Raw genomic sequence first — 8,922 nt, 5'->3', positions numbered from 1 at the left:
TGGGTTGCTCCTGCACTACGGCGGGCAGCAGACCGGTTGGCTGTCGGGGGTGCTGGTCGTCGCGGGATTGGCGGCGCTGGTGGTGTTCGCGCCGAGGTTGTTGCCGGTGGGGACGTTCCAGGGCCGGGCGGGGCTGCCGAGCGTGGTGGCGTTGCGCGGTATCGCGGGTGCGGCGTTCTCGGCGGCGGAGGTGTTCGTGCCGCTGATGTTGTCGCGGGAGCGAGGCTTGTCCCCCACCGCCGCGGGTTTGGTGCTGACCACCACCGCGGTCGGGTGGCTGGCGGGTTCGTGGCTGCAGGGCCGCCTGCCAGCGTGGGACCGGGTTCCGGTGGTGGGCGCGGCGCTGCTGGCCGCCGGGGCGGCGGGGGTGGCGACGACGGTTTCCGCGACGGTGCCGCTGGTGGTGTGCATCGCCGGGCTCGCGGTGATGTCGCTGGGCATGGGCCTGGTGTATCCGGTGTTGTCGACGTTGACACTGCGGTTGTCGGCGCCGCGCGAGCAGGGCGTGAACAGTTCGGCGTTGCAGCTCAGCGAGTCGCTGTTCACCACGACGGTGCTGGCGGTGGCGGGCACGTTGTTCGCGGCGTGGCTGGTGTGGTCGCCTGCCACCGCGTATCTCGCGGGTTTCGGTCTCGCCGCGGTGCTGGCGCTGCTGGCCGTCGCGGTGGCCTTCCGCGCCCGGTGAAACCGGTCCTCGCGCCGATCGCCATGTCACCGGCCTGGTCGTAGGCTGCCCGGAAGTCCCCTTTTCGGAAAAGTTCGGCGGGCGTGTCGATCCGCGGCGTTCCCCGTTCGACCTAGGGGTAAGCGGGTCCGAGCGGGACCCCCGGATGACCCAAGGAGACACCACCGTGAAGTACATGCTGATCATGCGCGCGACCGACGAGTCGTTCGAGGCGTTCCAAGACGTCGACTTCAACGAGATCCTGGAGGCGATGGGCCGGTTCAACGACGAGATGATCCAGGCCGGTGTCCTCGTCGCCGCCGAAGGCCTCGACGACGCCGCCGACGGCGTGGTCGTCGACTACTCCTCCCAGCCGCCGGTGGTCACCGACGGCCCCTACGGCGAGACCAAGGAACTGTTCGGCGGCTACTGGATCCTCGACGTCGCCTCCAAGGAGGAGGCCGTGGCGTGGGCCAAGCGCGCGCCGATGGCCGGCCCGGGCAGCAAGTGCGAGATCCGCCGGGTCACCAGCATCGACGAGTTCCCGCAGGACAACGAGTGGATCAAGAAGGAGCGGGCTTGGCGCGAGGCGACCGGCCAGCTCTGAGCCCGGACACGATGGCGAACCCCACCGGCCGCGAGGCGGTCGCGGCGGTCTGGCGGATCGAGTCCGCGCGGATCGTCGGCGCCCTGGCCCGCTACACCGGCGATTTCGCGCTCGCCGAGGACCTCGCCCAGGAGGCGTTGGCGGAGGCGCTGGTGACCTGGCCGCGCGAGGGCGTGCCACGCAATCCCGCGGGGTGGCTGCTCACCGTCGGCCGGCGTCGCGCGATCGACGCGTTCCGCCGGCGCTCCGCCCTCGACGAGCGGTACGCCGCCCTCGCCCACGACCTCGGCGAGGGCGGAGCGGCCTCGGGGCGCCCGCCCGCCGATCCGGCTCGGGACACCGAGGACGTGCTGTGGGATCCCGACCAGATCGACGACGACGTGCTCGCGTTGATGTTCATCGCCTGCCACCCCTTGCTGTCACGGGAGGCGAGGGTGGCGCTCACCCTGCGGGTCGTCGGCGGTCTCACCAGCGACGAGATCGCCAAGGCGTTCCTCACCCCGACCGCCACCGTGCAGGCCCGGATCACCCGCGCGAAGAAGACCCTCGGGGCGGAGCGGGTGCCGTTCGCGGTGCCCTCGGCCGCGGAGCGCACCGAGCGGCTGGGCTCGGTGCTCAGCGTGATCTACCTAATCTTCACCGAGGGGTCCTCGGCCAGCTCCGGTAGCGATCTGATCCGGCTCGACCTCGCGCGCGAGGCGCAACGCCTCGCGCGGGTGCTGACCCGCCTGGTGCCCGACGAGCCCGAAGTCTTCGGCCTGCTGGCGCTGCTGGAGCTGACGGCGGCGCGCTTCCCCGCCCGCACCGGGCCCGACGGCGAGCCGGTGTTGTTGGAGCACCAGGACCGCCGCCGCTGGGACCGCGCCGCGATCCGCCGGGGACGGGCGGCTCTCGCCCGCGCGGAGCGGATCGGCCGGGGCCTGGGCGCCTACGGCCTGCAGGCGGCGATCGCCGAATGCCACGCCGTGGCAGCGTCGGTCGAGGAGACGAACTGGGAGCGCATCGTGCTCCGCTACGAGGCGCTCGGGCGGCTCGCGCCGTCACCGGTGGTCGACCTCAACCGGGCCGTCGCGGTCTGCATGGCCCGGGGACCGGCGGCCGCGTTGCCGATCGTGGACGAGCTGGCGGCCGCGCGGGCGCTACCGAACTCGCATCTGCTGCCCAGCGTCCGCGGGGAACTGCTCACCCGCCTGGGACACATCGACCAGGCACGCACCGAGCTTCGGCTCGCACTGCAGCTGTGCGGGAACGAACGCGAGCGGGCCGTGCTCGAACGCAAACTCGCCGACCTCGGCTGACCGGCAACTACGCGTCTGCCGCCAGAGCTGCATCGGGAGACCGCTGCTTGTGGGGTTCCCGTGGTACTCGCCGAAAATCGGGCGGATATGCCTGACCAGCGGTGATCAGTCGTTGGCGGCGCGGCGGCGGGTGGGTGTTCAGTATTCGACCGTTTATTGAACACGCGGGTCAAGTCTCGGGTATCGCCGCGTGGCGGCGCGCGACTCGTCGGCACGCTTCGAGGAGTTCGGGTGGGTGCAGGTCGGTGAGGTCGGTGTCGAAGGTGGCGAGAATTCCGGCGATGCCGGCCCAGGACCAGGCGCCGAGGATGAGACGGCAGTGATCGGCGTCGAGGTGTTCGACGACGGAGCCACCGGGTGCCCAGCGGGCCACGATGTGGGCGGGCAGGTTGAGTCGTGCGCTGCCGGTGCATTGCCAGGCGGCGGGAGTGTCGCCGCGGTCATGGCTGCTCATGACGAAGTGGGCGAGGTCGCCGCCGGGCAGGTCACGACGGTCGAAGCCGTGGGTCGTGGGGCGAGGGTGCAGCCGGTCCACTCGGTGCACTCGCCACTGGTGGTCGTCGAGGTCGTAGGCGATGAGGTACCACCGGCCCGCCCACACCACGAGGTGATGGGGTTCGAGGCGGCGGGCTGCAGCGAAGTCCTGGTCTTCGGGGGCGGGGCGCGTCCCGTCGGGGCGTAGGAGTTCGGTGACGAGGACGTGACGGAGACGCGCCGCGGTGCCGACCGTACTGAGCGCGGCGGGATCGATCGGTGGTGCGGGGAACTCCCAATAGTTCTGCAGCCGGGTCAGGCGCAGGGATTCCATCGCGGCGCGCAGCGTCTCGGGCATGGCTTGCTGCAGGGTGGCCAGTGCCCTGGCGGTGTCGTCCTGCAGGCCGAACACGGTGCTGGGCGCGGTCTGCAGCGCGATGGCAATCGCGAGCGCCTGGTCGTCGTCGAACAGCAGCGGCGGCAGGATGTGCCCGGTGCCGAGCCGGTAGCCGCCGTCAGGACCGCGGACGGTCGCGACCGGGTAGCCGAGTTCGCGCAGGGTGTCCAGGTCGCGGCGGACCGTGCGCTCGCTGACCGCGAGCCGGGCGGCGAGGTCACGCAGCGGCCACTGCCGGCGTGATCCGAGCAGGGACAGCAGCCGTAACGCCCGACGTGAGGTGGTCGCCATCACCCCATCCTGGCACCAGTACTGGTCATTGGGTGTCCACTACCGGTGTCACCGTCGGGTCGGACAAGTGATCGGTCAACTGGAGGACGGATGAGCATGCGCGTCGTGGTGGTCGGGGGCGGGATCGGCGGGCTCGCGTTGGGTGCCGGTTTGCGCCGCAGCGGCTATGAGGTAGCGGTGTTCGACCGTGACACCGATGTCGCCGCGACCGGCGGCTACCACATCACCCTTGACCAGCGAGCCCAGTCGGCACTGGGACGGCTGGTGCCGCCGGAGGTCATGCGACGGCTGCTGGCGTCGGGGTCGGCGCTGCGACTGCGTGAGCGGGACGCGTTCTGGGACCGCCGTGGCCGTCTGCTCGGGTACGGCCCGGACCTGGCCGGCAGCGCGAGTATCGACGTCGACCGCATCACGCTGCGCACGCTGCTGGCCGAAGCCGTCGGCGAGGACCTGCATCTCGGGCGGGACGCGTCGGGGGTTGGTTACGACGAGCACGGGATGCCGCGAGTCGCGTTCGCCGACGGCACGTCGGTCACCGCGGATCTGGTGGTCGGCGCCGACGGCACCCACTCGGTTATCGCCCGGCATCTGGCGGCAGGACCGACCAACCGCCCGGCTGGCCTCATCGGATTTTCCGGCCGTACCCAACGCGCCGACCTCAGTGCCGCTGAACAGCAGCGGCTCGGGTCACGCTCGACGATGGGAATCGGCCCGCGGGGCGCTGCGCTCTACGTCGGATTCCTCGACCCGGTCGGCAACGCCGCGCTCGATGCCCCTGAGCTCAGAAGATCGGTCACCACCGGCCCGACCTACATCTGGGGCGCGATGTTCCCCGAATCCGCTCGGACCGAATCCCTGCGCGACCTGCGCGGCACCCAGCTGCAGACGGCCCTGCTCGACCGGTTCCGCGACCGCCGGTGGACCGATCACACGCTGGAGGTCATCGCCCGCGCCGATCCGGCCAGTGTGGCCGCGTTCCGGTTCAACGCCGCCTCGACCCGCGCCGCCGACCTCGCGCCGTGGAACGCCGGCCGCATCACCGCCCTCGGTGACGCGGTCCATGCCACACCACCCACCGCCGGCATGGGCGCTGGCGCGGCCATCCAAGACGCCGCTGACCTGCTCGACCGGCTCGACACCATCTCCGACGGCACCACGACGCTCGCCGACGCGATCGGTCACTTCGAAGCCCGGATGCGCCAGCGCGGCAGTGAAGTCCTCACCATGGCCATGAAGACCGTTCGCTTGATCCTGGTCACCGACACCCCCCTCGGCGCCGTGGCCACCGCGGTGGCCACCCCGATCATGGCCGCGGCCGCCCGGCTTCGGCGCTAACCGCCCACTCCCGCCCAACCGGCGTGCTTCCTCGATCAGAACCCGTGCCGAGATCAAGTACTCGCACGCCCAGCCGGAGTCGTGATCGTCGCGCGGTGCCTGCCCCAGTGATCGGGTGGGCGGTGAAGACTGTGGGCATGGAGTTCTTCTGCTACCACCGCGACCGGCCCGGCTCCTTGCCGTTGCGCGAGGCGCTGCTGGAAGCGCATTGGTCCTACATGGGCCGGTTTGCGGACGTGATGATCGCCCGGGGGCCGACCCTCGACGGGGACACGCCGACCGGCAGTGTGCACATCGTCGACCTGCCTGATCCCGCTGCTGCGCGCGCGTTCGCCTTCGACGAGCCGAGCTACCAGGCCGGGGCGTACCGGGATGTGCTGCTGCGGCGCTGGCGCAACGTGCTGGGGCGCACGATGTGGGACTTCCCCGGCGGTAGCAGTGGCGGCAACCGGTACTTGGTGCTCGGTCTCGGTGCGGGGCAGGCGGTGGACCTCGAGGTGCCGCGGGGCCGGGACGACGTGATCGCGTACGGGCCGCTGCTGTCCGACGACGGCACTGCCTGGATGGGCACGGCGGCGCTGGTCCGGGCGCAGGACCCGGACGAGGCGCAGGGTGTCCTCGACGCGGACCGCTACGCCGATGTCGAGGTGCACACGTGGCAGTTCGGCGGGCGCCGGTAGCAGGAGTTCCGCCTGGCGCAGTTCGCGGTCCTGGCATCGGCCGGCCCCCGTGGGGCATCGCGGTGTGTTCCTGACAGCGATGCCCCACGGGGGTTCGGGGTTAGTTCAGGTGGGTTTCGAGGGCGTCGGCTCCGGCGGTGGCTCCGCCGCAATCGTGGATGATCTGGCGCATCCACTGGAGGTTGGCGCGGACCTGCTCGTCGGTGGCGATGTCGTCGACCGTGGTGCGTAGTTCGGTGGCGGTGAGGGTGTCGGGGTCGAGGTGGCGGGCGAGGCCGAGTTCTTCGGCGCGGGTGGCGTTGGCGGTTTGTTCGGGCATTTGCGGTACGGCGACCAGGGGTACTCCGGCGTGCAGGGATTCCATGGTGGAGTTCATGCCGGTGTGGGAGAGGAAGACGGTGGCGTGGCGCAGGACGGCGGGTTGCGGGAAGGAGGTGCGGACGTCGAAGTTGGCGGGGATGTCGCCGAGGCCGGCGGGGTCGACGTGGTGTCCGGTGGACATCGCGATCTGCCAGGGGCTGTCGGCGAAGGCTTCGAAGCAGATGCGGTAGAACTCGGGGCGGTTGTTGAACGCGGTGCCCAGGGAGATGAACAGCAGTGGGGCGTCTGGGTGGCGGGGTTGCCAGGGCTGGTCGTGGCGGTCGCCGAGTAGTGGGCCGATGAAGTGGAATCGTTCGTCGAAGGTGTCGGCGGCGAGCTGGAATTCCCGGGGCAGGAACACCAGGTTGAGCTCGGCCGGCGGTGCGCCGAAGGGCAGTTGGGCGCGGACACCGAACTCGGCGCCGATTTCCTGGATCCGCCGGCCGAACTCGGCGAAGGCTTCGGGGGAGAATGCGGGGTTGTCCTTGGCGACGGTGTCGAGCAGCGAGAATTTCTCGTTGACGGCGAAGCTGGGCACCAGTGCGATCAACGGGATGCCGAGGTCGTCGGCGAGCATGCGCCCGATAGGGCTCATGACGTCGACGCAGACAGCGTCCGGCGGGTCGGCGCGGAAGTGCTCGCGCAGCGGCGGGAAGCTGTTCTTGATGTCGTCGACGAAGAACTGCATCAGCCTCCCGACCGGGGGCGGCACGGATTGCGACTGGGGCGGTATTTCCGGCACGTCGGTGGGCAGTTCGACGACGTCGGCGCCGGTGGCTTCCACGGCCTGGATCATCTTCGGGCCGGTGGCGTAGCTGACCCGGTGGCCGCGGCGCAGCAGTTCGGTCACCAGGGGCAGGGTGGGGTTGATGTGGCCGGCGGCAGGCATGCTGATGAACGCGAAGTGCTTTTTCATGATCCCTCGTACTGGACGTGCGCGTTGTGCGCGGGGCTCACCGTCCAGTATCCGGATCCGTTCCGGCGGCGGCATGTGGCGTTGATCATCACCGTTTTCGCCTATTCCGGTCAAAAGGTGTTCGGGGCCGGTGGAATTGCGTTCCGGAATCGGCCGCTCGCCGCAATTCCTGCCACGCCCCCGTTTTGCCGGAGCCCGCCGGCGCTTTTCCCTGGCGGCCCGGTTCCGCGTTGTTCCCGGTGTCAGGGCCGGGTGAGCACGCGCGGGCCGTCCTCGGTGATGGCGATGGTGTGCTCGACGTGGGCGGCGCGGCTGCCATCGCCGGTGAGCACGGTCCAGCCGTCGTCGGCGGTGCGGATGTCGTCGCGGCCGCCGGCGAGGAACATCGGCTCGATGGCCAGGACCAGGCCGGGGCGCAGCGGCGTGCCGCGGCCGGCGGGGCCGTCGTTGGGCACGAACGGGGCTTCGTGCATGTCGCGGCCGACGCCGTGGCCGCCGAGGGGGTCGGGGATGCCGTAGCCGGCGCTGCGCCCGACGACGCCGATGGCGCGGGAGATGTCGCCGATGCGGGCGCCGGGCCGGGCGGCGGCGATGCCGTCGGCGAGGGCCTGCGCGGTGGTGTCGGCCAGCCGGGTGTCCTCGGGGCGGGCGGTGCCGACGCTGAAGGTGATGGCGGCGTCGCCGACCCAGCCCCGCAGGCGGGCGCCGCAGTCGATGCTGACGAGATCGCCGTCGGCGAGCCGCTGCCCGTTGGGGATGCCGTGCACGATCGCGTCGTTGACCGAGGCGCAGATGGTGCCGGGGAACGGGGTGGGCGCCCAGTTGGGCCGGTAGCCGAGGAACACCGGTTGTGCGCCGGCGTCGGTGATCGTGGTGTGCGCGAGTTCGTCGAGTTCGCGCAGCGTGGTGCCGGTGGTGGCGTGCTCGCGGACGGCGTGCAGCGCTCGGGCGACGATGCGGCCCGCTTCGCGCAGCGCGTCGATCTCGGCGGGCGTCTTCAGTTCGATCACGTGCGTCTCTCCCACACCACTGGACCCAATAACTATACCGATATTAGTATCACGGCCATGGTGCGTGTGCCGCTGAACGAGCAAGAACGGCAACGAGGCGAACTGCTCGGCCAGGCGCTGCGGGAGGCCCGCGGCGCGCGCAGCATGGTCGAGATCGCCGCCGCGTCCGGGATTTCCACCGAAACCCTCCGCAAGATCGAGAAGGGCCGCATCCCCACCCCGGCGTTCTTCACCGTCGCAGCGGTGGCCGACGCGGTGGGACTGTCGCTGGACGAGCTGCGCAAGGACGTCGCGGCAACGCAGGAAGCGCAACAGCGCATGTCGGCGTGACCCGGCCGGGCCGGGCATAACTCCCCCTTAAGGCCGGCTGAAACCAGGCCGGCTTCGCGGACCCCTCGGGCGCCGGGAGACGGTCCGCTTCGGACAGTCCACATCGGACACCGATGGTGGCGACTCTTCGTGTCCGCGCATGCGTTTCCAGTTGACCCCGCCACGCCCTCCGCGTGCTGCGATGGAGATCACAAGCGGGCTCCCGTGTGGTGCGTACGCTCCGGCAACCGGCCGGTAACCCGCCGGGCGCATGGAACGTCTGACACGAATTCATGACGAATTCGCTACGATTCGCCGGCCGGGTCGGGGACAGGACAACAACCGGCACTACACGAACGGAGTGACCAGTTGCCCGCCGAGCACCCCGACCCGTTGCGCCGCTGGTGGTGGCGGACCCCGCTGGCGGCACGCCTGCTGCCCGCCGTCGCGCTGCTGACCGCGACCGGCGCCGGCGCGCTCAGCGCCCTGCCGGCAGGCAGCCAGGACGTCGCCACTCCGCCGCCCCCGCGCGCCCCCGTCGACTACGTCGCGCCGACCACCACCACGGCGGTCACCACGAC

The 8,922-nt window shown here is 70.9% G+C and carries 9 protein-coding genes and 1 pseudogene; 7 read left to right on the top strand and 3 right to left on the bottom strand.

Translation table 11 applies throughout. The features are described from left to right. The 3 genes and pseudogenes from E1288_RS45350 to E1288_RS45340 form a co-directional block, all read left to right on the top strand. Positions 1-685, top strand: a pseudogene (locus E1288_RS45350) (MFS transporter); the annotation flags it as partial. Between the two features lie 166 nt (positions 686-851). After that, entirely contained in the window at positions 852-1,271 is a 420-nt protein-coding gene (locus tag E1288_RS45345; RefSeq protein ID WP_132495411.1) for a YciI family protein, read from the top strand. Between the two features lie 11 nt (positions 1,272-1,282). Further along, positions 1,283-2,569, top strand: a complete 1,287-nt coding sequence (locus E1288_RS45340) for an RNA polymerase sigma factor (RefSeq protein ID WP_132495417.1) — start codon at positions 1,283-1,285, stop codon at positions 2,567-2,569. Between the two features lie 169 nt (positions 2,570-2,738). Here E1288_RS45340 and E1288_RS45335 read toward each other — a convergent pair whose 3' ends face one another. Then, a complete protein-coding gene (locus E1288_RS45335; RefSeq protein ID WP_132495409.1) occupies positions 2,739-3,731 on the bottom strand; it encodes a helix-turn-helix transcriptional regulator in 993 nt (330 codons plus the stop codon). 90 nt (positions 3,732-3,821) lie between these two features. Between E1288_RS45335 and E1288_RS45330 the strand changes: the two genes are divergently transcribed. Continuing rightward, the gene (locus E1288_RS45330) at positions 3,822-5,066 is read left to right on the top strand and encodes an FAD-dependent oxidoreductase (protein WP_207954930.1); all 1,245 of its coding nucleotides are present in this window, start codon (positions 3,822-3,824) and stop codon (positions 5,064-5,066) included. A gap of 137 nt (positions 5,067-5,203) precedes the next feature. Further along, positions 5,204-5,746 carry a YciI family protein gene (locus E1288_RS45325; protein WP_132495413.1) on the top strand — a complete coding sequence of 181 codons (543 nt, stop codon included), beginning with the start codon at positions 5,204-5,206 and terminating at the stop codon, positions 5,744-5,746. A 100-nt stretch (positions 5,747-5,846) separates the two neighbouring features. Here E1288_RS45325 and E1288_RS45320 read toward each other — a convergent pair whose 3' ends face one another. Together E1288_RS45320 and map are read right to left on the bottom strand one after the other, a co-directional pair. Further along, positions 5,847-7,022: a macrolide family glycosyltransferase gene (locus E1288_RS45320; protein WP_132495407.1), complete on the bottom strand. Its 1,176-nt coding sequence runs from the start codon at positions 7,020-7,022 to the stop codon at positions 5,847-5,849. Positions 7,023-7,264: 242 nt separating this feature from the next. Continuing rightward, positions 7,265-8,032: a type I methionyl aminopeptidase gene (map, locus tag E1288_RS45315; protein ID WP_132495405.1), complete on the bottom strand. Its 768-nt coding sequence runs from the start codon at positions 8,030-8,032 to the stop codon at positions 7,265-7,267. A 57-nt stretch (positions 8,033-8,089) separates the two neighbouring features. On the opposite strand from map, the gene E1288_RS45310 reads away from it, so the two are divergent. Continuing rightward, positions 8,090-8,362 carry a helix-turn-helix domain-containing protein gene (locus E1288_RS45310; protein WP_132495403.1) on the top strand — a complete coding sequence of 91 codons (273 nt, stop codon included), beginning with the start codon at positions 8,090-8,092 and terminating at the stop codon, positions 8,360-8,362. Between the two features lie 348 nt (positions 8,363-8,710). Next, on the top strand, positions 8,711-8,922 hold a 212-nt coding region (locus E1288_RS45305; protein ID WP_207954929.1), incomplete at its 3' end, for a hypothetical protein.

Source organism: Saccharopolyspora elongata, assembly GCF_004348985.1.
Lineage (GTDB): Bacteria > Actinomycetota > Actinomycetes > Mycobacteriales > Pseudonocardiaceae > Saccharopolyspora > Saccharopolyspora elongata.
The sequence above is the reverse complement of the archived record's forward strand: the minus strand, read 5'-3'. Positions and strand labels throughout refer to the sequence as shown.

Coding starts and splice junctions, on each gene's coding strand:
- E1288_RS45325 (WP_132495413.1), top strand. CDS start 5,204: ATGGAGTTCTTCTGCTACCACCGCGACCGGCCCGGCTCCTTGCCGTTG.
- E1288_RS45330 (WP_207954930.1), top strand. CDS start 3,822: ATGAGCATGCGCGTCGTGGTGGTCGGGGGCGGGATCGGCGGGCTCGCG.
- E1288_RS45320 (WP_132495407.1), bottom strand. CDS start 7,022: ATGAAAAAGCACTTCGCGTTCATCAGCATGCCTGCCGCCGGCCACATC.
- E1288_RS45335 (WP_132495409.1), bottom strand. CDS start 3,731: ATGGCGACCACCTCACGTCGGGCGTTACGGCTGCTGTCCCTGCTCGGA.
- E1288_RS45340 (WP_132495417.1), top strand. CDS start 1,283: ATGGCGAACCCCACCGGCCGCGAGGCGGTCGCGGCGGTCTGGCGGATC.
- E1288_RS45310 (WP_132495403.1), top strand. CDS start 8,090: ATGGTGCGTGTGCCGCTGAACGAGCAAGAACGGCAACGAGGCGAACTG.